Annotated in this window: 20 protein-coding genes and 1 tRNA gene; 18 read left to right on the top strand and 3 right to left on the bottom strand. The window is 67.2% G+C overall.

All coding sequences use genetic code 11. The features are described 5' to 3' along the window. Nucleotides 1-90 precede the first annotated feature (90 nt). The 11 genes from U9J39_RS10515 (at nucleotide 91) to U9J39_RS10565 (ending at nucleotide 9,490) form a co-directional block, all read left to right on the top strand. Nucleotides 91-1,074 carry a KpsF/GutQ family sugar-phosphate isomerase gene (locus U9J39_RS10515; RefSeq protein WP_115681373.1) on the top strand — a complete coding sequence of 328 codons (984 nt, stop codon included), beginning with the start codon at nucleotides 91-93 and terminating at the stop codon, nucleotides 1,072-1,074. A 46-nt stretch (nucleotides 1,075-1,120) separates the two neighbouring features. Further along, nucleotides 1,121-1,750: an LPS export ABC transporter periplasmic protein LptC gene (gene lptC / locus U9J39_RS10520; protein WP_115679311.1), complete on the top strand. Its 630-nt coding sequence runs from the start codon at nucleotides 1,121-1,123 to the stop codon at nucleotides 1,748-1,750. Between the two features lie 120 nt (nucleotides 1,751-1,870). Further along, nucleotides 1,871-2,515: a lipopolysaccharide transport periplasmic protein LptA gene (gene lptA, locus U9J39_RS10525; RefSeq protein WP_115708055.1), complete on the top strand. Its 645-nt coding sequence runs from the start codon at nucleotides 1,871-1,873 to the stop codon at nucleotides 2,513-2,515. A gap of 8 nt (nucleotides 2,516-2,523) precedes the next feature. After that, nucleotides 2,524-3,324, top strand: coding sequence for an LPS export ABC transporter ATP-binding protein (gene lptB, locus U9J39_RS10530; RefSeq protein ID WP_115708053.1), 801 nt, complete (start codon nucleotides 2,524-2,526; stop codon nucleotides 3,322-3,324). Nucleotides 3,325-3,446: 122 nt separating this feature from the next. Beyond that, complete coding sequence (locus U9J39_RS10535) at nucleotides 3,447-4,925, top strand: RNA polymerase factor sigma-54 (protein ID WP_326347016.1); 1,479 nt, start codon at nucleotides 3,447-3,449, stop codon at nucleotides 4,923-4,925. Between the two features lie 48 nt (nucleotides 4,926-4,973). Next, nucleotides 4,974-5,324 (top strand): ribosome hibernation-promoting factor, HPF/YfiA family, encoded by a 351-nt coding sequence (gene hpf / locus U9J39_RS10540; protein ID WP_010814386.1) that lies wholly within the window; start codon nucleotides 4,974-4,976, stop codon nucleotides 5,322-5,324. Between the two features lie 346 nt (nucleotides 5,325-5,670). Beyond that, the gene (locus tag U9J39_RS10545) at nucleotides 5,671-6,126 is read left to right on the top strand and encodes a PTS sugar transporter subunit IIA (protein ID WP_018008706.1); all 456 of its coding nucleotides are present in this window, start codon (nucleotides 5,671-5,673) and stop codon (nucleotides 6,124-6,126) included. 82 nt (nucleotides 6,127-6,208) lie between these two features. Beyond that, a complete protein-coding gene (gene hprK / locus U9J39_RS10550; protein ID WP_012351664.1) occupies nucleotides 6,209-7,180 on the top strand; it encodes an HPr(Ser) kinase/phosphatase in 972 nt (323 codons plus the stop codon). A gap of 171 nt (nucleotides 7,181-7,351) precedes the next feature. Next, a complete protein-coding gene (locus U9J39_RS10555; protein WP_111518213.1) occupies nucleotides 7,352-7,744 on the top strand; it encodes a PsiF family protein in 393 nt (130 codons plus the stop codon). A 115-nt stretch (nucleotides 7,745-7,859) separates the two neighbouring features. Then, nucleotides 7,860-8,738 carry an RNase adapter RapZ gene (gene rapZ, locus U9J39_RS10560; protein WP_115679306.1) on the top strand — a complete coding sequence of 293 codons (879 nt, stop codon included), beginning with the start codon at nucleotides 7,860-7,862 and terminating at the stop codon, nucleotides 8,736-8,738. A 92-nt stretch (nucleotides 8,739-8,830) separates the two neighbouring features. Further along, entirely contained in the window at nucleotides 8,831-9,490 is a 660-nt protein-coding gene (locus U9J39_RS10565; protein WP_116294213.1) for an LON peptidase substrate-binding domain-containing protein, read from the top strand. Nucleotides 9,491-9,520: 30 nt separating this feature from the next. Here U9J39_RS10565 and mutY read toward each other — a convergent pair whose 3' ends face one another. From mutY to mutM, 3 genes are all read right to left on the bottom strand, one after another. Beyond that, a complete protein-coding gene (gene mutY / locus U9J39_RS10570) occupies nucleotides 9,521-10,696 on the bottom strand; it encodes an A/G-specific adenine glycosylase (protein ID WP_326347017.1) in 1,176 nt (391 codons plus the stop codon). A 107-nt stretch (nucleotides 10,697-10,803) separates the two neighbouring features. After that, a complete protein-coding gene (locus U9J39_RS10575) occupies nucleotides 10,804-12,756 on the bottom strand; it encodes a dynamin family protein (RefSeq protein WP_326347018.1) in 1,953 nt (650 codons plus the stop codon). Nucleotides 12,757-13,015: 259 nt separating this feature from the next. Next, nucleotides 13,016-13,906: a bifunctional DNA-formamidopyrimidine glycosylase/DNA-(apurinic or apyrimidinic site) lyase gene (mutM, locus tag U9J39_RS10580; RefSeq protein WP_116312111.1), complete on the bottom strand. Its 891-nt coding sequence runs from the start codon at nucleotides 13,904-13,906 to the stop codon at nucleotides 13,016-13,018. A 153-nt stretch (nucleotides 13,907-14,059) separates the two neighbouring features. Here mutM and U9J39_RS10585 point away from each other — a divergent pair, with 153 nt between their 5' ends. The 7 genes from U9J39_RS10585 (at nucleotide 14,060) to pth (ending at nucleotide 20,284) form a co-directional block, all read left to right on the top strand. Further along, complete coding sequence (locus U9J39_RS10585; RefSeq protein WP_116312110.1) at nucleotides 14,060-16,003, top strand: tetratricopeptide repeat protein; 1,944 nt, start codon at nucleotides 14,060-14,062, stop codon at nucleotides 16,001-16,003. Nucleotides 16,004-16,092: 89 nt separating this feature from the next. Beyond that, a complete protein-coding gene (lolB, locus tag U9J39_RS10590; protein WP_326347019.1) occupies nucleotides 16,093-16,704 on the top strand; it encodes a lipoprotein insertase outer membrane protein LolB in 612 nt (203 codons plus the stop codon). 19 nt (nucleotides 16,705-16,723) lie between these two features. Next, entirely contained in the window at nucleotides 16,724-17,602 is an 879-nt protein-coding gene (gene ispE, locus U9J39_RS10595) for a 4-(cytidine 5'-diphospho)-2-C-methyl-D-erythritol kinase (RefSeq protein WP_115708039.1), read from the top strand. Between the two features lie 59 nt (nucleotides 17,603-17,661). Then, nucleotides 17,662-17,738 (top strand) — tRNA-Gln (locus U9J39_RS10600). A gap of 96 nt (nucleotides 17,739-17,834) precedes the next feature. Continuing rightward, complete coding sequence (locus U9J39_RS10605) at nucleotides 17,835-18,788, top strand: ribose-phosphate pyrophosphokinase (RefSeq protein WP_115663107.1); 954 nt, start codon at nucleotides 17,835-17,837, stop codon at nucleotides 18,786-18,788. Between the two features lie 133 nt (nucleotides 18,789-18,921). Next, nucleotides 18,922-19,539 carry a 50S ribosomal protein L25/general stress protein Ctc gene (locus U9J39_RS10610; protein WP_012351653.1) on the top strand — a complete coding sequence of 206 codons (618 nt, stop codon included), beginning with the start codon at nucleotides 18,922-18,924 and terminating at the stop codon, nucleotides 19,537-19,539. A 148-nt stretch (nucleotides 19,540-19,687) separates the two neighbouring features. Further along, the gene (gene pth, locus U9J39_RS10615) at nucleotides 19,688-20,284 is read left to right on the top strand and encodes an aminoacyl-tRNA hydrolase (protein WP_115711530.1); all 597 of its coding nucleotides are present in this window, start codon (nucleotides 19,688-19,690) and stop codon (nucleotides 20,282-20,284) included. Nucleotides 20,285-20,313: the final 29 nt, after the last annotated feature.

Raw genomic sequence — 20,313 nt, forward strand, 5'->3', positions numbered from 1 at the left:
TGCCGGCGGAAATACGGCGAGCACGGGCGAGCACGACGCGCGCCAGGGTCGGCTCAGGTGCGGTCGCATTCGTTGGTATACTTCGTCGCCATGATAGCCAATTTCGATGCGGATCGAGCACTCAGGCTCGCCCGCGACACGCTCCAGACTGAAGCCGATGCGGTTTCCGCACTTTCCGGCCGCCTGAACGGCGACTTTGCCCGTGCCGTGCAGCTGATCCTGCTATGCACCGGGCGCGTGGTCGTTTCCGGGATCGGCAAGTCCGGCCATATCGGCCGCAAGGTCGCGGCCACGCTGGCCTCGACCGGCACCCCCGCGTTCTTCGTGCATCCGGCCGAAGCCAGCCACGGCGACCTCGGCATGGTCACGCGCGACGACGTGCTGATCGCCTTCTCCAATTCCGGCGAGACAGGCGAGCTGCTGTCGATCATCCCGATCGTCAAGCGCATCGGCGCGCGCCTGATCTCGGTCACCGGCAACCCGGACTCCAACCTCGCCAAGCTGGCCGACGTCCATCTGGACGCTGCGGTCGAGAAGGAAGCCTGCCCGCTGAACCTGGCGCCGACCGCCAGCACCACCGCCGCGCTGGCGCTGGGCGACGCGCTCGCGGTGGCGGTGCTGGATGCGCGCGGCTTCGGCGAGGAAGACTTCGCCCGCTCGCACCCCGGCGGGGCGCTCGGGCGCAAGCTGCTGACCCACGTGCGCGACGTGATGCGCACCGGCAACGCCGTGCCCGAGGTGCGCGAAAGCACGCCGCTGGCCCAGGCGCTGATGGAAATCACGCGCAAGGGCATGGCCATGACCGCGGTGGTCGATCCCGACGGACGCGCCATCGGCGTGTTCACCGACGGCGACCTGCGCCGCCTGCTGGAAACCCCGCGCGACTGGAAGACCGTGCCGATCGGCGAGGTCATGCACCGCAACCCGCACGTGGTCAACCAGGACCAGCTGGCGGTGGAAGCCGTGCAGGTGATGGAAGCCAACCGCATCAACCAGCTGCTGGTGGTGGACGACGACGGGCGCCTGACCGGCGCGCTGCATATCCACGACCTGACCCGCGCCAAGGTCATCTGAGCCGGCGCGCCACCGACGGCACCAGCAGCACAACGCCAAGGACACCATGCAGGCACTCCTCGCCTCCCTCAGCGGCATCGTCATGCGGCTGCTGCCGCTGCTGCTGATGGCCATCGTGGCGGGCAGCACGTTCTGGCTGGTCCAGATCAACTCCCCCAAGGAAGACCAGGCCGCGCAGACCACCAAGAAGCACGAGCCGGACTACTTCATGGACCGCTTCTCGGCCACCGAGCTGGCGCCCGACGGTAGTACCAAGATCCGCTTCACCGGCGAGCGCATGGTCCATTTCGAGGACGACCAGACCTACGAGGTCACGCGCCCCGCGATGCGCGCCTACGAGCCGGACCGCCCGCCGGTGACCGCGCGCGCCGACATCGGCCGCATGAACGCCGAAGGCACGGTGATCGACCTGTACGGCAATGGCCACGTGCTGCGCCAGCAGGGCAAGGACCCGTCCAAGGATCCGCAGCTGACCGCGGCGTCGAGTTATTTCCAGCTGCTGGTCAATGACGACATCGTCAAGACCGACAAGCCGGTCAAGCTGACGCGCGGGCCCTCGGTCATGACCGCCAACGGACTGATCTTCAATAACGTCACCCGCGAAGTACAATTGCTCGGCAATGTACGCGGCACCATCATCACCGGGCCGTCCCCGGGCCGTGCGCCAGGATCCTGAGTCCCGGTCCGGCGCAGCCGTGCATGCGGTGCCGGCCGGCACCGCCCTGCAGCGCACGCGCCAAAGTCCGCGCAAACCGCACCACCACGCATCCAGACGCCCTCAAGCAACCCTGCCAACATGACCGCTTCCCTGACGACATCGTCCCGTCGACGCACCGCCCCGGCCCTGCTCGCGCTGGCCCTGGCCTTCGGCCTGCTGGCCCAGCCTGCCCTAGCCGAGCGCGCGGACCGCGACAAGCCGATGGTGCTGGAGGCGGACAACGCCAGCTATGACGACGTCAAGCAGATCTATACGCTGACCGGCAACGTGGTGCTGACCAAGGGCACCATGATCCTGAAGTCCGACGCCGCCGAGCTGCGCACCGACCCCGAGGGCTACCAGTTCGCCGTGGCCACCTCGAAGCCGGGCAGGCAGGCCTATATCCGCCAGAAGCGCGAGGGTGTCGACGAATACATCGACGGCTGGGGCGACCGCATCGAGTACGACGGCAAGCAGGAATTCTCAAAGCTGATCGGCAATGCCCGCATGGCGCGGCTGCAGGGCGCCAAGCTGCTCGACGAGATCCGCGGCGCGGTGCTGACCTACGACAGCCGCAAGGAACTCTATACCGCGGCGGGCGGCGGCAGCGGCGATGCCGCGGCGGCCAACCCGTCTGGCCGCGTGCGCGCGGTGCTGTCGCCGCGCCAGGACCAGAAGTCCGGCACCGCAGGCGGCTCGCCGCTGGACCTGAAGTCGGCGCCCGCGCCCGCCAACAAACCCTGACCGTACCCATGACCGATACCGCCACCATTGCCGACAAGCCTGTCGTCGAAGCCAACTCCGTCCTGCCCGGCGGCAGCACGCTGGTCGTGCGCCACCTGAAGAAGCGCTATGGCTCGCGCACGGTGGTCAAGGACGTCTCGCTCGATGTGAAGAGCGGCGAGGTGGTCGGGCTGCTCGGCCCCAACGGCGCGGGCAAGACCACGTCGTTCTACATGATCGTCGGCCTGGTGGCACTGGACGAAGGCGATATCGTGCTCGACGGCGACCACATCAGCGGCCTGCCGATCCACGAGCGCGCGCGCATGGGGCTGTCGTACCTGCCGCAGGAAGCCTCGGTGTTCCGCAAGCTCAACGTCGAGGAGAACATCCGCGCGGTGCTGGAGCTGCAGCTGGACAAGGGCAAGCCGCTGGCCAAGGCCGAGATCGAGCGCCGCCTCGATGCCCTGCTCGACGACCTGCAGATCGCGCACCTGCGCAACAACCCGGCGCTGTCGCTGTCCGGCGGCGAGCGCCGCCGCGTGGAAATCGCGCGCGCGCTGGCGTCGTCGCCGCGCTTCATCCTGCTCGACGAACCCTTCGCCGGCGTGGACCCGATCGCCGTGGGCGAGATCCAGCGCATCGTCAGCTTCCTCAAGGCGCGCAATATCGGCGTGCTGATCACCGACCACAACGTGCGCGAGACGCTCGGCATCTGCGACCACGCCTACATCATCAGCGAAGGCACGGTGCTGGCCGCGGGCCAGCCCGAAGACATCATCGCCAACGACGCCGTGCGGCGCGTCTACCTGGGCGAGAACTTCCGCATGTGACAAGACGGCTGCCCGGCACGGGCAGCCATGGCTGCGCGGCGGGAGAGTCAGCGGCGATCACGGCGCATAAGCGATAGCAATTTCCGTTCCAACATCGGAAAGATGCGCATAAAATAGGTCGCATGAAACCGTCGCTACAGCTCCGCCTCTCCCAGCACCTGGCACTGACCCCGCAGCTGCAACAGTCGATCCGGCTGCTGCAGCTTTCCACGCTGGAACTGCAGCAGGAAGTCGAACAGGCGCTGACGGAAAACCCGCTGCTCGAGCGGGAGAACGACTGGATCGAAAGCCCGCTGCGCGTGGCGGCCGATGGCTCGGTCAACGTACAGAGCGCGCCCGCGCCCGCCCCCGCCGAGCCCCAGGGCAATGGCGACGCCCGCGCCGAAGGCGCCGCCGATGACAGCTACGGCGACAACAGCAGCGGCGACGACTACGGCAACAGCGACTGGAGCCTGGACGACTTCGCCCGCCGGCCGCAAGGCGACGAGGACGAAAAGACGCCGATGCAGCTGCGCGATGCCGAGCCCACGCTGCGCGAATACCTGATGGAGCAACTCACACCGCTGAAGATCTCGGCGCGCGACAAGGGGCTCGCCATCTTCCTGATCGAATCGCTCGACGACGACGGCTACCTGAGCGCCTCGCTCGAAGAGATCTGCGCGGAGCTGCCCGAAGAGCTGGAGTTCGACCCCGACGAAGTCCACGCCATCCTGACGCTGCTGCAGAGCTTCGATCCGGCCGGCGTCGGCGCACGCAATGCCGCCGAATGCCTGGCGCTGCAATTGCGCCGCCTGACCCACCCGCAGCGCGAACTGGCGCTGACCATCGTCACCCATCATCTGGAACTGCTTGCGGTACGCGACTACACGCGGCTGAAGAAGGCGCTGCAGGTCGACGAAGTCGCGCTGAAGGCCGCGCACGACCTGATCCGCTCGCTGGCCCCCTACCCCGGCCACGCGTACAGCCGGCCGGAGGCGGATTTCGTCGTGCCGGACGTATTCGTGCGCAAAAGCGGCAGCGGCTGGGTCGCGCAGCTCAATCCGGATGTGATGCCGAGGCTGCGCATCAACGACATGTACGCCCAGATCCTGCGCGGCGCCAAGGGCGAGACCGGCACCGCGGGGCTGCAGCAAAAGCTGCAGGAGGCGCGCTGGCTGATCAAGAACATCCAGCAAAGGTTCGACACGATCCTGCGTGTCTCGCAAGCCATTGTCGAGCGTCAAAAGAACTTTTTCACCCACGGTGAAATCGCCATGCGCCCCTTGGTTTTGCGGGAGATTGCCGATACACTGGGTTTACACGAGTCAACCATCTCCCGGGTGACGACCAATAAATACATGGCCACGCCGATGGGTACTTTCGAACTGAAGTACTTCTTCGGCAGCCACGTGTCCACCGAAACCGGTGGCGCGGCTTCATCAACGGCCATCCGCGCCTTGATCAAGCAACTGATAGGAGCCGAAGACCCGAGGAATCCCCTTTCCGACAGTCGCATCGCCGAACTGCTGGGTGAGCAAGGCTTCGTTGTCGCACGCCGCACCGTTGCCAAATATCGCGAAGCCCTGAAGATCCCCGCAGTGAATCTCCGCAAGTCTTTGTAGCCGAGCCCACCGCCTGCCTGGTGAGGCTCTTTCAGAAGGAGAAGCGCTATGAACTTCAAGATCAGTGGACACCACCTGGACATCACGCCCCCTCTGCGTGAGTACGTGGAAACGAAGCTGGAGCGAATCGTCAGGCATTTCGATCAAGTCATTGGCGTTAGCGTGCTGCTCTCTGTCGACAATCACAAGGAAAAGGACCGGCGTCAGTACGCGGAAATCAATCTGCATCTAAAGGGCAAGGACATCTTTGTCGAGGCGCATCACGAAGACCTGTATGCGGCGATCGACGCACTCGTCGACAAGCTGGACCGTCAGGTGATTCGCTACAAGGATCGCGTGCAAGGCCACGACCGCGAAGCGGTCAAGTACCAGATGGCCGCAGCGCAAATGCAGCAATAAACCCGTGCCCGGCAGCCCCGCAGAGGGCTGCTGAACCAGGATTCCACAGGCAAGCCGCGCCGAAGCGCGGCTTTTTTGCGCCCTGGCACAGTGCCGGCTGTGGCAGCGGAGCAAACCTTGCCACGCAGGGAAGCCCGAAATGTTCGCAAGCGCAGCGCCAAGGTGTATGCTGCGCCATACAAAGAGAGAGAACTCGTGGCCGCGCCTGCTCGCGCTGCACCGCACAATGCAAGGGTAGCCGCTGCTCTATAATGGGCCGGACGTCTCCTCCGCCGGCGGCGGTCAGGGAGCCAGCCGCTGCCCGGCGGAACGATCCGCCCGCTAACTGAAATCCTGCGCATCGCCCATGAATCGTTTGGCCAAATTGCTGCCACCCGGCAACATCACCCTCGACGTCAGCGTCACCAGCAAGAAGCGTGTGTTCGAGCAGGCCGGGCTCCTCTTCGAGAACAACCATGGCGTGGCGCGCGCCATCGTCACCGACAACCTGTTCGCGCGCGAGTCGCTGGGTTCGACCGGACTGGGCGCCGGCGTGGCGATTCCGCACGGGCGCATCAAGGGCCTGAAGCAGCCCCTTGCCGCCTTCATGCGCCTGGCCGAGCCGATTCCGTTCGAATCGCCGGACGGCAAGCCGGTGTCGCTGCTGATCTTCCTGCTGGTGCCGGAACAGGCCACACAGCAGCACCTGGAAATTTTGTCCGAGATCGCGCAACTGCTGTCGGATCGCGACATGCGCGAGGGCCTGGCGACCCTGCCCACGCCCGATGCCGTGCACGAACTGCTGATCGCATGGCATCCCTGATCCACTGACTCCCCCGGAGCGGGCCGGCACCAGACCGGGCAAGCGCCACGCGCTTCGAACACCGCCTTACCAGCCATACCGCATGGAACTCACCGGCGTCACCTCCCAGTCCATCTTCGACGACAACGCAGCCGACCTCAAACTCTCGTGGGTCGCCGGCCTGGAGGGCGCGGACCGCGCCTTTGACGTGGAATTCGCCCGCGAAGCGACCTCCGCCGCAGACCTGGTGGGCCACCTCAACCTGATCCACCCGAACCGGATCCAGGTCCTCGGCAAGCCCGAAATCACGTACTACCAGCGGCTCGACGACGAGACGCGCAAGCGCCAGATGGGCGAACTGATCCTGCTGGAGCCGCCGTTCCTGGTGATCGCCGACGGCATGGAGCCGCCGCCGGACCTGGAACTGCGCTGCACGCGCTCGTCGACGCCGCTGTTCACCACGCCGGTGTCGTCCGCCGCGGTGATCGACCACCTGCGCCTGTACCTGTCGCGCATCTCGGCGCCGCGCGTGACCATGCACGGGGTGTTCCTCGACATCCTCGGCATGGGCGTGCTGATCATGGGCGAGTCGGGCCTCGGCAAGAGCGAACTGGGCCTGGAACTGATCTCGCGCGGCCACGGGCTGGTGGCCGACGACGCCGTCGATTTCGTCCGGCTGGGGCCGGATTTCATCGAAGGCCGCTGCCCCCCGCTGCTGCAGAACCTGCTGGAAGTGCGCGGCCTGGGGCTGCTCGACATCAAGACCATCTTCGGCGAGACCGCGGTGCGGCGGAAGATGAAGATCAAGCTGGTGGTGCAGCTGGTGCGGCGCAACGACGGCGAATTCGAGCGGCTGCCGCTGGATTCGCAGTACCTGGACGTGCTCGGGCTTCCCATCCACATGGTCAAGATCCAGGTGGCGGCCGGCCGCAACCTTGCCGTGCTGGTCGAGGCCGCCGTGCGCAACACCATCCTGCGCCTGCGCGGCATCGACACGCTGCGCGACTTCATGGACCGCCAGCGCGCCGCGATGCAGGCCGATGCGGTCTCGCGCGGCCAGGGCCGGCTGCTGTAAGCCACCGTCCGCCGCGGTTTTCAATTGCTTACAACGGCGTGGCAAGCGCTCGTCAACGTTTCTCAGGCATGCTCCGTTTTGTGCTGTAATGGGCATCACGCCCGTTGCGGAAGCTGCAACGCCGACCCCGGCGCGCGGCGATAAGGTTGTCCACCCCCGAGGAGAGCAAGCATGAAGACCCTGATTGCAGTGTGCGCGTTAGTGACCCCGCTGTTCGCAGCCAGCGCCTTTGCGCAGACCGCCACGCCGGCCACCCCTGCTACGCCGGCCAAGCCGTCGGCCGCGGCCCCGGCAACGCCTGCCGTGCCGGCCACGCCTGCCACCCCGGCCAATCCGGACAAGCCCGCGGCCAACACCCAGCAGGACAAGATGAAGGCTTGCAATGCGCAGGCCTCCGGCAAGAAGGGCGACGAACGCAAGGCGTTCATGAAGGAATGCCTGTCGAAGTCCGGCGCGCCCAAGACCCAGCAGGACAAGATGGCTGCCTGCAGCAAGTCTGGCAAGGGCAAGAAGGGCGATGAATACAAGGCCTACATGAAGGAATGCCTGTCGAAGGCAGCCTGAGCGCCACCACCGGCGAAATGGCGACCTAAATGGCGAACCGGGCGGTTCGCCATTTTTTCTGCTGTCAAACTGCTGTCATGACGCAGCCGGCACCTGATGCTATGCTTCAGTTGCTATGCGCATCATCCTCATCACCGGCATATCCGGTTCCGGCAAGTCCGTCGCACTGAACGTCCTCGAAGATGCAGGCTACTACTGCGTGGACAACCTGCCGGCGCAGTTCATCCCTGAACTGACCCGCTACCTCGACAGCCAGGGCTACACGCACCTGGGCGTGGCTACCGACATCCGCAGCCGCGAGTCGCTCGACCAGCTGCCCGACACCGTGCGCGCGCTGGCCGCCGAGCACCAGGTCGAGGTCATTTTCCTGACCGCCAGCACCGACGCCCTGGTGCAGCGCTACTCCGAGACGCGGCGCCGCCATCCGCTGTCGGCACGCACCGACGGCGTGGCCGGTGGCGGCGGCGCGTTCAACGACACGGCGCTGATGGAAGCGATCGAGATGGAGCGCGCGCTGCTGAGCCCGCTTGCCGAGGCCGCGCACCGCATCGACACCAGCAATGTGCGCACCAATACGCTGCGCAGCTGGATCAAGGAGCTGATCCGCGACGACAGCCAGCGCCTGACGCTGCTGTTCGAGTCGTTCGGCTTCAAGCACGGCGTGCCCAGCGATGCCGATATGGTGTTCGACGTGCGCTCGCTGCCGAACCCGTACTACGACCTGGCGCTGCGGCCGCTGACGGGCCGCGACACGCCGGTAATCGACTTCCTGCAGGCGCAGCCGATGGTGCTGGCGATGGCCGAGGATATCCGCGCCTACGTGGAAAAGTGGCTGCCAAGCTTCATCGCCGACAACCGCAGCTACCTGACCGTGGCGATCGGCTGCACCGGCGGACAGCATCGCTCGGTCTATATTGCCGAAAGGCTCGCCAACTATTTCCGGGCACATGGTAATGTGCTGGTCAGACACCGAGAGCTCGCACCGGCGGGCTGACGCACGCGGCATGGCACCCCGGGCTGCACGGGGCATCTGAGCGCGGCGTCGGCCTGGCGGCCCAATGCTGCGCGACCCCAAGCCTGCACCGCATGTCCTCGACCGACCTCTACCGTCCCGCAGGGTCCGAAGACCCGGCACGGACGCTCGAAAACCTGCCGCTGTTTCCCCTGCACACCGTGCTGTTTCCCGGTGGACGGCTACCGTTGCGCGTGTTCGAGGCGCGCTATGTCGACATGGTGCGCAACTGCCTGCGCGACAGCGCGCCGTTCGGCGTCTGCCTGATCGCCAGCGGCGAGGAAGTGGCCCGGCCCAACCAGCCCACCGTGCCCGAACTGGTCGGCTGCCTCGCGGAAATCGTCGACTGCAACATGGAGCAGCTGGGCGTGCTGCTGATCCGCACGCGCGGCCGCGAGCGCTTCCATATCATCAGCCACGAAACCCGCGACGACGGCCTGCTGGTGGCGCGCGCCGACGTGCTCCCGCCCGACATCATCGACTGCAAGCTGGAACTGCTGGGCGAATGCCTGGACGCGCTGCGCCGCATCGTCACGCGGCTGCACGCCGAGCAGCCCGACCGCATGCCCTTCGACGAGCCCTACCTGTGGGACGACCCGAGCTGGGTCGCCAACCGGCTGTGCGAGCTGCTGCCGGTGCCGCTGAAGGCCAAGCAGATGCTGATGGCCTTGCCCGACGCGGGCATGCGCATCGAGATCGTGCACCGCTACATGCGGCAGAACCACATGCTGTAGGCGGTCTCTCCTCCCGCGCCCACTCCCGCTTCAGAACAAGCCCACCCGCGCCTGGTCCTCAAGCAGCCGGCGCACCGGCGCGGGCGTGCCCAGCGCATCGAGATCGTCGAGCGACAGCCAGCGCTGCCCGGCCGGCGTCGCGCTGTCCTGCCGCAGCACGTTCGCCTCCACATTCAGGTCGACCCGGATGGCGCGGATCAGCAGGCGGAAGTGCGTGAACACATGGGTCAGCTCGCCGGCCAGCACGGCGCGCGCGGGGGTGCCGAAAGCGCGCGCGTAGTCGAGCGCGCGGGCCTCGGCGTCTTCCGCGTCGAAGGGCACGGTGTCGACCGGCATCTCCGGCAGGCTCCACAGGCCGCCCCAGATGCCGCTGTCCGGACGCAGGCGCAGCAGCACTTCACGCTCGCGCCGCACCAGCAGCATCACCGTGCTGCGCTCGGGGATCGCCACGCGCGGCTTGGGCGCGGGCAGCACGCCGGTCAGGCCGTCGCGGCGCGCGACGCAATCTGCGGACAGCGGGCACGCTGCGGCATCGGCCAGGCAGGCGGGCTTGCCGCGCGAGCACACCGTCGCGCCCAGGTCCATCAGCCCCTGCGTATAGGCCACCATGTCGTCGGCCTGGCGTGGGCCGGGCGCAGGCAAGGCCAACTCGGCCAGTTGCCACATGCGCGTTTCCACCACGCGCTCGCCCGGATGGCCATGGATGCCGAAGCAGCGCGCGAACACGCGCTTGACGTTGCCGTCCAGGATCGGCGAACGCACGCCCGCGCTGAACGCGGCAATGGCCGCCGCGGTGGAACGGCCGATGCCCGGCAACGTGACCAGCACCGCGGGGTCGGTGGGGAAGCACCCGCCATGCTCGCCGACCACTTGCATGGCGCAGCGGTGCAGGTTGCGCGCGCGCGAGTAATAGCCCAGCCCGGCCCACAGCGCCATGACCTGGTCGGCAGGCGCGGCCGCCAGGTCCTGCACCGTGGGCAACTGCGCGACGAAACGCTGGAAGTACTCGATCACCGCGCTGACCTGGGTCTGCTGCAGCATGATCTCGGACAGCCAGATCCGGTACGGGTCGCGGGTGTTCTGCCACGGCAGGTCGTGCCGGCCGTGCCGGCGCTGCCAGTCGACCACGCGCGCGCCGAAGTCAAGGGGCACACGGAGGTCATCAGGCAGGGCTGGTGCGGTACGGGGGGCTGGTTTGCGGGGCATCGGTGTGGCAACTGCGTGGCGAGCGGACATGGGCATCGGCGCGCCAAAGAAAAAGGCGCCGCAAGGCGCGGCGCCACATGATATACCGGTCGGCAAGAGCTGCCCGGCTACGCTACCGCAAGGCTGGCACTGTCCGCATCCGCCGCCGGCCGCATCAGCCGCTGGGCAAACGCCTCGATGCGCCCGCTGCGTTCATCCAGCCCGTTCAGCACTTCCTCCAGCTGCGCGATGCGGCTTTCCAGCGTGTCGGTGGCTTCATGGATGCGCTCGATCGAATCGACACGCCGGCGCAGCTGCTTCTGGTGTTCGCGCACCTGGGCTTCCAGCGGCGTCATCACCGACTTGAGCCAGACCTCGATGTCGCGGTTGAGGCCGCGGAAATTCTCCAGCACGCGGCTGGCCATGGTGTTGAAAGCGCTTTGCACCAGCTGCGGGCGCGAGCGCGTCAGCATGCTGATCGTGCCGAAATGCGCCTGCACCAGCCGCAGCGTCTCCTGCAGCTCGGTCAGGTAGCGTTCGGCGGTGAACTGCATCGGCGCGGGCAGCGTGAAGCCGTGCTCGGCATTGAAGCGCCGGTACATGCTTTCGATCAACTGGTGCAGCTGGCCGATCTTGTTGTCGGCATCGCTCACCAGCCCGCTCAGCTGCGCGAACAATGCGTCCATGTCCTCGCGCAGGCCGCGCGAAAAGAAGCGCTCCTTCATATGCTCGCGCGCGCTGCGCATGGTGCGGCGCACGTCGCGCAATTGCAGGCTCTTGATGATGTCGGCGCTGTGGCGGCCGAAGACCAGGCGCAGCGCCTGGAACTTGCTGATGCTCTGCTCGAACTCGTCCTTCTCGCCCTGCACCCGCATCAGCATGTGCTTGACCATCGCATGGTTCTTGCCGCGCAGTCCGCGCAGCTCGAACAACTGCTCGACGATATCGCGGCGGCGGCTCTGCAGCAGCTGCTGCGCGGCGCGCGCCATGTCCTGCACCAGCCGGTAGACCTGGTCAGAGACGATCTCGCGCCGGCGCGGAATCAGCTGGTCCGACAGCACGTGCTCGAACTCCGGCAGGCCGCTGCGCGCGAGCAGGGTGTCGTCGCGCGTGACCTTGGCCACCAGCCCCTTCTGCGCCGACACCGGATACACGCGCGACTGCTCGATGCCCAGCACCTGCGCGGTGGTCGACACCTGCCGCGCGATTTCCTGCGCGATTTCGCCGGGCTGGCGCAGCGGATCCCACAGGCCGTCGATCTTGTTGAGCACCGCCAGGCAGCCGCGCCGGTGTCCGGCGCCGACATGGCTGCGCCACAGCTCGAGGTCGCTCTTGGTCACGCCCGCGTCGGCGGCCAGCACGAACACCACCACGTGCGCATCCGGGATCAGCCGCAGCGTCAGTTCGGGTTCGGTGCCGATCGCGTTCAGGCCCGGCGTGTCGAGGATCACCAGGCCCTGGCGCAGCAGCGGATGCGGAAAATTGATGACGGCGTGGCGCCAGCGCGAGATCTCGACCATGCCCTCGGCATCGACCGCATAGGCGGCATCGGGGTCGTTCTCGTGGTACAGCCCCAGCGCCTCGGCCTGCTCGGGCGGCACGCGCATGGTCTGCACCACATGCTGGAACGCCTCCAGCATGCCCTCGGGCGACGACGGGTCCAGCGGCACCGAATGCCAGTGCGATGCCGAAGTGCCGGCCTCGATGAAGTCGGCGGTGGAGGCATCCTGCAGGCGCGTCTCGATCGGCAGCAGGCGGATGCTGGGCGGCTCGGCTTCGTCGTAGCGCAGCTCGGTCGGGCACATGGTGGTGCGCCCCGCCGACGACGGCAGGATGCGGCGCCCGTAGTCGGCAAAGAAGATGGCGTTGATCAGCTCGCTCTTGCCGCGCGAGAACTCGGCGATGAAGGCGACCTTGAGGCGGTCGCTGCGCAGCACGCTCTGGATGCGCTGCACGCGGTCGTCGGCCTGTGCATCGTACAGGTCGTGCTGCTGCAGCCAGGACTGGAATTCGGCCAGTGACTGGAGGACCCCGGTTCTCCAGGCGCCGTATTGTTCGAATTGGTGGGCGAGCGTTGTCATGGAGCTGTTGGGCTGACTTGGTTTTGCCTCGGGGCCCGCCACCCTGCGCGGCATGCCCGTGTTCACGCAATGCCGGTCCGCCCCCTGCCGTACACGCGCGGCCGGCCATTTTGTAACTTTTTATGACTGCGCACACGATACAGGTTTCCACGGCGCTTTTGTGGAATTCGCGTCCCTTGGATGGCAGTCGCCCCGCCAGTGTTGCGCCGACCCATCGACCCGCGGCAGCGGGCGGTCCCTGAAGCACTCCTGGTGCTGGTCAGTGCTGGCAGTTGGTGCAATAGAAGGTGGAACGCTGGCCCTGGACGATCTGGCGCACCGGTTTGGCGCACACCTTGCATGGCAGGCCGGCGCGGTCGTAGACAAAGCAATCGAGCTGGAAGTAGCCGCTGGCACCGTCGCTGCCGACAAAGTCGCGCAGCGTGCTGCCGCCGCGCTCGATCGCCTGCGCCAGGGTGTCCCGCACCGCCTGCGCCAGCCGGTCGCAACGCGCGCGGCTCAGGCGCCCGGCCGGGGTGGTCGGGTGGATGCCGGCACGGAACAGGCTTTCGGACGCGTAGATGTTGCCCACCCCGACCACGATCGCACCGGACAGCAGCACGGTCTTGATCGCGGCACTGCGGCCGCGCGTATGGCGGTGCAGCCAGGCGCCATCGAAGGCGGGATCGAACGGCTCGATACCGAGGGTGCTCAGCAACGGATGCGACGGCAGTTCCGCCTCCGGCAGCGTGGTCCAGAGGATGGCGCCGAAGCGGCGCGGATCGCGGAAGCGCAGCACGATGGTACCCGGCTGCTGTCCTGGCGTTGCCGCAGACGCTGCGCCGGGCCCCGCGTCGAGCACCAGGTCGAAGTGGTCGTGCACGCCCGGCGGCGGTGCCTCGGGCAGCACCCTCAGCGTGCCCGTCATGCCCAGGTGCACCAACAGCCAGCCAACCGGCTGCGCCGCGTCGGCGCTGACGCATTCGAGCAGCAGATACTTGCCGCGGCGCTCGATGCGGCGCACCAGGCGCCGGGCCAGGCAGGTTTCGAGTTCAGGGTCGACCGGCCAGCGCAGGCCGCGGTGGCGCACCGTGACCGCGGCGATGCGCCGCCCCACCACATGCGGCAGCAAGCCGCGCCGGGTCACCTCGACCTCGGGCAATTCAGGCATCGAACCTCTCCGTTGGTTACCGCTCAAAACTCCTGCAGCGCCTGGCGGCGCCGGCCTGCGGCGCCAAGCAGCGCATTGTAGCGGCAGGCTACAATGCCCTTATCAATGCGCAATCTCCCATCCTTCGCCAGCGTGCGCCGGAGCACTCAATACATGTCGGACCTGATGCCGGACCTGATGCCGGACTCCACGTTGCAAGCCACCGCGGGCGGCGGCCTGACCACATCGACGGGCGCCGGCTCGCGCACGGCGCGCCGTGCCGGCAACCTGGCCCGCTGGTGGCAGGCGCCGCGGCGCCATGTGCGCGCACTGGCCGCCGGCGCGCTGCTGGCAGCGGCGGCGGGCGCCAGCCACGCCGCGCCGCCGGTCGGCGCCGGTTCGCTGCCCATGCTGCAGTTGGCCGCGGCGGACACCCCGGCGGCCAAGCCCGCGCGGCCGGCACTGCCGTCGCTGGAGCTGACCGACGATATCGTCTATATGGTGCTGGCCGCCGAGATTTCCATCCAGCGCGGCCTGGTCGGCCCGGCCTATCGCACCTACCTGGAACTGGCGCGCCAGACCCGCGACCCGCGCTTCGCCCAGCGTGCCACCGAGATCGCCTTCAACGCGCGCATCCCGCAGCAGGCGCTTGACGCCGCGCGCCTGTGGAAAGAGATTTCTCCGTCCTCGCCGGCGGCGGGCCAGGTGCTGTCGACCCTGCTGGTACTCAACGGCCGCTGGGACGATGCCCGCCCGCTGCTGCAGCAGCAACTGGCTGCGGTCCCGGCCAGCCAGCGCGGCGATGCCATCCTGCAGCTGCAGCAGCAGTTGTCGCGCACCAGCGATCCGGCCGGCGCGGCCACGCTGCTGCAGGACCTGACCCGCAACGAAACCAAGCTGCCCGAGACCCAGCTGGCGCTGGCGCGCGCGCGCGAAGTCGCCGGCGACGAGCCGGGCGCGCTGGCCGCGCTCGACCAGGCCTTGCGGCTGCGGCCCGGCTATGAAGCGGCCGCGCTGATGTCGGCCGAACTGCGCGCCGAGAAGCAGCCCGACGAAGCCGTGGCGGTGCTCAAGCGCTTCCTGGAAAAGTCGCCCGAATCGGTCAACGGCCATATCACGCTGGCGCGGCTGTACCTGCTGAAGAACGACATGCCGGCGGCCCGCCAGGAATTCGAGACGCTGCGCAAGGTGGCTCCCGCCGACCCGCGCGTGCCGCTGGCGCTGGGCCTGACCAGCCTGCAGGCGAAGAACTACGGCGAGGCCGAGCAGTACCTGCAGGAATACCTGCAGCTGGTCGAAAAGCAGCCCAGCGCCAATCCCGACATTGCCTACCAGTACCTGGCGCAGATCGCCGAGGAGCGCAAGGACTACGCCGGCGCGATCCGCTGGCTCGACCGCATCGAGGACATCCGCCTGGCACCGGCGGCCACCGCCAAGCGCGCCCAGTTGCTGGCGCGCATGGGCAAGCTCGACGACGCCCAGGCGCTGTTCGGCGAGATGCTCACCGACGCCGAGGACATCCCCGACCCCGGCCAGCGCTCGCAGCGCGTGACCGCCATCCGCCAGGCCGAAGTAGCCACGCTGATGGAGAGCAAGGCCTACGACCGCGCCCGCAAGGTGCTGAACGACCGCATCGCGGCGGAGCCCGACAACGCCGACTGGATCTATGAGCTGGCCATGCTCGACGAGCGCCAGAAGCGCTACGCCAGCATGGAAACCGGGCTGCGCCGCGTGATTGCGCTGCAGCCGCAGCAGAAGCAGGGCTACAACGCCCTCGGCTATTCGCTGGCGGACCGCAACGAGCGCCTGCCCGAGGCACTCAAGCTGCTGGAGCGTGCCTCAGAGCTGGGTCCGGACGATCCGTACATCATGGACAGCCTGGCCTGGGTCAAATTCCGCATGGGCGACCTGCAGCCCGCGGCCGCACTGCTGCGCAACGCCTATGCCAAGGCCCCCGAGGCTGAAATCGGCGCGCACCTCGGCGAGGTGCTGTGGCAGCTCGGCGAACACGATGAGGCGCGCAAGACCTGGACCGAGGCCGTGCGCATCGATCCCGAGAACGAGACCCTGATCGATACGCTGCGCCGCTACAAATTCAACCTGCAGCCGTCCAAGTAAGCCCGCGCGCCGCGGCCGGCAGCCCGGCCGGCGGCGCCGGTTTCCCGTCAGCCGGCGGCCGCCGTGCCGCCGTCCTCACGACCATGCCCATGAACCGATCCCGACGCCTGGCGCTGCTTTGCCTTGGCGCGCCCCTGCTGCTGCAGGCATGCGCCAGCGTGGCGCCGTCGCGCAACTTCGATGTCGACCAGGACGCCGCCAGCCGGCAGTACACCGGCCGCTTTTCCGCCAGCTACGTGCGCTACGGGCGCGACGAGGGCGTGCAGGGCAGCTTCCGCTGGGAGGAGCAGGGCCGCAACGTGCGGCTCGACCTGGTCTCGCCGCTGGGCCAGACCCTGGCCGTGGTCACCGCCACGCCGTCGGGCGCCACGCTCGACCTGCCCAACCAGCCGCCGCGCAACGCGCCCGAAGTCGATACCCTGATGGAGGAAGCGCTGGGCTTCGCGCTGCCGGTGGCCGGCATGCGCGACTGGCTGCACGGGCGTCCCACCCAGGGCACGCCGGCGCGCGCCACGCGCGACGAGCAGGGCCGGCTGGCGACGCTGGCGCAGAACGGCTGGACCGTGCGCTACGTCGCCTGGCAGGAGACGCCCGACACAGGCGCTGCCGCAACGCAGGTGCCACGCCGTATCGACCTGGCGCGCGACGCCGGCAGCAATCCGCTGTCGGTACGTCTGGTCATCGATCAGCAGACGCCATAACTGCCCCCATCACCGCACCATGCCAAGCAGCCATCCCCTGCCTCCACCCGAACTGCGCAACTGCCCCGCGCCGGCCAAGCTCAACCTGTTCCTGCACGTGACCGGCCGCCGCGCCGACGGCTACCACACGCTGCAGACCGTGTTCCAGCTGGTCGACTGGTGCGACACGCTGCATTTCCGCCGTCGCGACGACGGCGTGGTCACGCGCGTCACCGAGGTGCCCGGCGTACCGGCCGAGACCGACCTGGTGGTGCGGGCCGCGCGCGCGCTGAAGGCCGCCAGCGGCACCAGCTTCGGCGCCGACGTCGCCATCGACAAGGTGCTGCCGATGGGCGGCGGCATCGGCGGCGGTTCTTCCGACGCCGCCACCACGCTGCTGGCGCTGAACCACCTGTGGGGCCTGGGGTTGACGCGCGCCGAGCTGATGCGGATCGGGCTGACGCTGGGCGCCGACGTGCCGGTATTCGTGCTCGGGCAGAACGCCTTTGCGCAGGGCATCGGCGAGGAGCTCACGCCGGTCGAACTGCCCGACAGCTGGTTCGTGATCATCCACCCGAAGCAGCACGTGCCGACCGCTGAAATTTTTTCGGACGAGTGCTTGACAAGGGATACACCGATCTCCATAATTGCGGTCTTCGCTGCTCGCACAAACAAATTCGATTTCGGTCGCAACGACCTGGAACCGATAGCAACAGCGAAGTTCGGCGAAGTCGCCCGAGCCCTGGCATGGCTGAAGCAACACAATCAGCATGCCCGGATGACCGGTTCCGGAGCCTGCGTGTTTGCGCGTTTTCCCGACGCAAAAACAGCGCAGCAGGTTTTGGAAAGGGTGCCTCCCGAATGGGATGGCAGGTGTGTGAGAAGTCTGGCACAGCACCCGCTCGCGACGTTCGCATAGCAAGTTATCGTTCGGCGCGGTACGGCAGTTTGGTACCACGAAGAACGGCCCGGTTGTGTAGGGGAGTCGCCAAGTTGGTCAAGGCACCGGATTTTGATTCCGGCATTCGAAGGTTCGAATCCTTCTTCCCCTGCCATTACTTCCTATAGTGTCCTAACGGAACACGATATCCCCAAGTCACCGGCTTCGCCGGTGACACCAAGCTCCCCCAGCAGCAAGACAGGTGCCCCGAATGAGCAGCGAAGGCTTGATGGTATTTACCGGCAACGCCAACCCCAAACTCGCGGAGGCTGTCGTACAGCACCTCGGCATTCCGCTGGGCAAGGCTCAGGTTGGCCGTTTCTCCGACGGAGAAGTCCAGGTCGAAATCCAGGAAAACGTTCGCGGCAAGCACGTCATCGTGCTGCAGTCCACCTGCGCGCCTACCAACGACAACCTGATGGAACTGATGGTGATGGTCGATGCGCTCAAGCGCGCCTCGGCCCGCAGCATCACCGCCGCCATGCCCTACTTCGGCTATGCCCGCCAGGATCGCCGCCCGCGTTCGGCGCGCGTGGCGATTTCGGCCAAGGTGGTTGCCAACATGCTGGAAGTCGCCGGGGTCGAGCGCGTGCTGACGATGGACCTGCACGCCGACCAGATTCAGGGCTTCTTCGATATCCCGGTCGACAACATCTACGCTTCGCCGGTACTGCTGGGCGACCTGCGCGAGAAGAACTACGGCGACCTGCTGGTGGTCTCGCCGGACGTCGGCGGCGTGGTCCGTGCCCGCGCGCTGGCCAAGGAACTGAACTGCGACCTGGCCATCATCGACAAGCGCCGTCCCAAGGCCAACGTGGCCGAGGTGATGAACATCATCGGTGAAGTCGAAGGCCGCAACTGCGTCATCATGGACGACATGATCGACACCGGCGGCACACTGTGCAAGGCCGCCCAGGTGCTGAAGGAGCGCGGCGCGCTGAAGGTCTTCGCCTACTGCACGCACCCCGTGCTGTCGGGCGGCGCGGCGGCACGCATCGCGGATTCGGCGCTGGACGAAGTGGTGGTGTGCGACACCATCCCGCTGTCCGAAGAAGCCGCCAAGTGCGCCAAGATCCGCCAGCTCTCGACCGCCCCGCTGCTGGCCGAGACCTTCACCCGCATCGTCAAGGGCGACTCGATCATGTCGCTGTTTGCGGGTTCCTGATAGAATCTAAGGCTTTACTGCGTTGATCATCGTTGTCTGGTGATCAACGTGACTTGATCGGCGCATAATTTTGCCTTTGCGCCGCAACGAGGCTGTCTGGTCGCGGACAGCCTTCTTACTTTTTGGAGTCATCATGAAAGTTGTCGCTTTCGAGCGTAGCGTACAGGGAACGGGTGCGAGCCGCCGCCTGCGCAATTCGGGCAAGACCCCCGGCATCATCTACGGCGGCGCTGCCGAGCCGAAGATGATCGAACTGGATCACAACGCCCTGTGGCACGCCCTGAAGAAGGAAGCGTTCCACTCGTCGATCCTGGACCTGGAAGTCGCGGGCAAGTCGGAAAAGGCGCTGCTGCGCGCATTCCAGATGCACCCGTTCAAGCCGCTGGTGCTGCACGTCGATTTCCAGCGCGTGTCGGCCAACGACAAGATCCACGTCAAGGTGCCGCTGCACTTCATGAACCAGGAAACCGCTCCTGGCGTGAAGCTGGGCCACGGCCTGGTCAACCACATCGTCAATGACCTGGAAGTGTCGTGCCTGCCGGCCGACCTGCCCGAGTTCATCGAAGTGGACGTCGGCGCGATGGAGCTGGGCCAGACCCTGCACCTGTCCGACCTGAAGCTGCCGAAGGGCGTGACCGTGATCACCCACGGTGACGACAACCCGGCCATCGCCAGCATCTCGCAACCGGCTGGTGCCGTGTCGGAAGCTGCCGAAGGCGGCGAAGCCGCTGGCGAAACCCCGGCTGCCTAAGCTGCCGCAGCGGTGGCGGCCCGCGGGCCGCGCCACGAAGAAACCGCCGCTCCTGCGGCGGTTTTTTTTCGCCCGGCAGCTGACTGCCGGTTTTTCGGTATCCTTGGCGCCTGTGGCGCAGTCGCGCGCCAACGACACAGTCAAACGCATGATCAAGCTTATCGTCGGCCTCGGCAATCCCGGTGCGGAGTACGAGGCCACCCGACACAACGCCGGCTTCTGGCTGGTGGACCAGCTGGCCCGCATGGGCGGCGCCACGCTGCGCGTGGAAGGCCGCTTCCATGGGCTGGCCGCGCGCGCACGGCTCTGGGACCAGGAGATCTGGCTGCTCAAGCCGTCGACCTTCATGAACCGCTCCGGCCTGGCGGTGGTGTCGCTGGCGCGCTTCTACAAGATCCTGCCCGGCGAGATCGTGGTCGTGCATGACGAGATGGACCTGCCCGCCGGCGCCGCCAAGCTCAAGCGCGGCGGCGGCGCCGGCGGCCACAACGGCCTGAAGGACATCTCGGCCCACCTGGGCACGCAGGACTACTGGCGCCTGCGCCTGGGCGTGGGCCATCCGCGCAATGGCCCCGGCGGTGCCGGCGCGGGCCGCGAGGACGTGGTCAACTTCGTGCTCAAGCCCCCGCGGCGCGAGGAGCAGGAAGCCATCGATGCCGCCATCGACCGCTGCATCGAGCCGCTCGGCCTGATGGCCCGCGGCGATGCCGAGCGCGCCATGGCGCAGCTGCATACCGCGCGCTGAGCGCCGCACGCAGCCAGCATATTTCTGCG

This window comes from Cupriavidus sp. SS-3, assembly GCF_035818815.1.
GTDB classification, from domain to species: Bacteria; Pseudomonadota; Gammaproteobacteria; order Burkholderiales; family Burkholderiaceae; genus Cupriavidus; species Cupriavidus taiwanensis_C.